Genomic DNA, 1,867 nt, shown 5'->3' with positions numbered 1-1,867 from the left:
CATTAATGCAACGACGGATGCGCCGGGCGGTCCAACTGCATGGGCAACAGGCATCAGCTACAAAGTGAATGATGTAGTGACGTATGGAGGCAAAACGTATGTGTGCATTCAGCCGCATACTTCCCTTGGAGGCTGGGAGCCTTCTAACGTGCCAGCGCTGTGGAGAGTGCAATAAGAGAGGGGATATAGAGCTATGAGGGTAAGCCGAATAATGACTCGTTCATTCACACGCACCATGCTTCTCGCCTTAGTATTTGCACTCCTTGTCACGATGTATCAATGGCATGCGCCACAAGCCTATGCGTCTATTCCAGCAAATAACAAGCTGATCGTCGGGTATTGGCACAACTTTGACAATGGTTCAGGGAACATTAGGCTTCGCGACGTATCTGCGGACTTTGATGTGATTAACGTTTCTTTTGCAGAACCATCGAGCGGGGTGCAGGGAGGGACGATTGGCTTCGCTCCTTACAATGCGACAGAAGCGGAATTCATTGCAGATATTCAATATTTGCAAGCTCAAGGGAAGAAAGTAATGATCTCCATCGGAGGAGCTAACGGGCAGGTGCAGCTAGTCAGTACGCAAGCCCGGGACAATTTTGTCTCCAGCATGAAGGGCATTATTACGAAATATGGCTTTAACGGCTTGGACATTGATTTTGAAGGCCATTCCCTTTATCTCAATTCTGGAGACAGCGATTTCCGCAGCCCCAAAACCCCGGTTATTACGAACCTGATCTCAGCAGTGAGGGAGCTTCATGATTTCTATGGAGATAGCTTCATGCTGACGATGGCACCTGAGACTTTCTTCGTGCAGCTTGGGTATTCCTTCTATGGAGGCACCTGCATTTCATGTGACAATAGGGCAGGCTCATATCTCCCTGTTATTTATGCGCTTCGCGATATTCTGGATTGGCTGCAGGTGCAGCAGTATAATTCTGGTCCGATTACCGCTCTTGATGACCGCTTCTATACGATGGGCAGTGCTGATTTCCATGTTGCTATGGTGGATATGCTGCTTACCGGCTTCCCTGTAGGGAAAAATCAGAATTATCTCTTCCCGGCACTCCGTCCTGACCAGGTCGTTATGGGACTTCCTGCTAACCAAAATGCAGGAGGAGGATTTACTTCAGTAGCGGAGGTACAGAAGGCACTCAATTATTTAATGAAAGGCGTGTCGTATGGCGGCAGCTACCAGCTGCGCAACGGGGCGCATCCCGGGATGAGAGGCCTGATGACATGGTCGATCAATTGGGATAAATTCAATAATTTCGAGTTCTCGCGCAATCATCGGACGTATTTGAACCAATTTGATTCAGGCGGTGTGGCAGATACTACTCCTCCTAGCGTACCGGGCAATCTACGCTCGACAGCCAAAACGTCAAGCAGTGTCAGCTTAGCATGGAATGCTTCCACAGATAACGTAGGTGTATCGGGCTATACAGTAACCTATGGCACGACGACTGTGAATGTGGCAGGAACAAGCACAACGATTAATGGCTTGTTGCCGAATACGGCGTATACGTTTACGGTGAAAGCGAAGGACGCAGCAGGCAATAGCTCAGAGGCAAGTGCTCCGCTACAAGTCACGACAGAGGAGGCCGTTGTGGATACGGCACAGCCGACTGTACCGACCAATGTACAGTTGACGGCAAAAACTTCCTCCAGCGCCAGTCTATCTTGGAACGCCTCCACCGATAACGTGGCCGTAACGGGCTACACGGTAACGTATGGCACGACGACTGTGAATGTGGCAGGAACAAGCACAACGATTAATGGCTTGTCACCGAATACAGCATATACATTTACGGTGAAGGCAAAGGATGGAGCAGGCAACTTATCGGCAGCAAGCTCTCCGCTATCCGTG

General features: G+C 49.8%; 2 protein-coding genes. Both read left to right on the top strand.

All coding sequences use genetic code 11. The annotated features are described in order from the left end of the window. Nucleotide 1: 1 nt before the first annotated feature. Nucleotides 2-175 carry a carbohydrate-binding protein gene (locus AC50YO_RS25490; protein ID WP_494851423.1) on the top strand — a complete coding sequence of 58 codons (174 nt, stop codon included), beginning with the start codon at nucleotides 2-4 and terminating at the stop codon, nucleotides 173-175. Between the two features lie 18 nt (nucleotides 176-193). Beyond that, on the top strand, nucleotides 194-1,867 hold a 1,674-nt coding region (locus tag AC50YO_RS25485), incomplete at its 3' end, for a fibronectin type III domain-containing protein (RefSeq protein ID WP_494851421.1).

The sequence above is a fragment of the Paenibacillus sp. J22P59 genome, from assembly GCF_059383895.1.
This window is presented reverse-complemented; position numbering and strand designations above follow the sequence as displayed.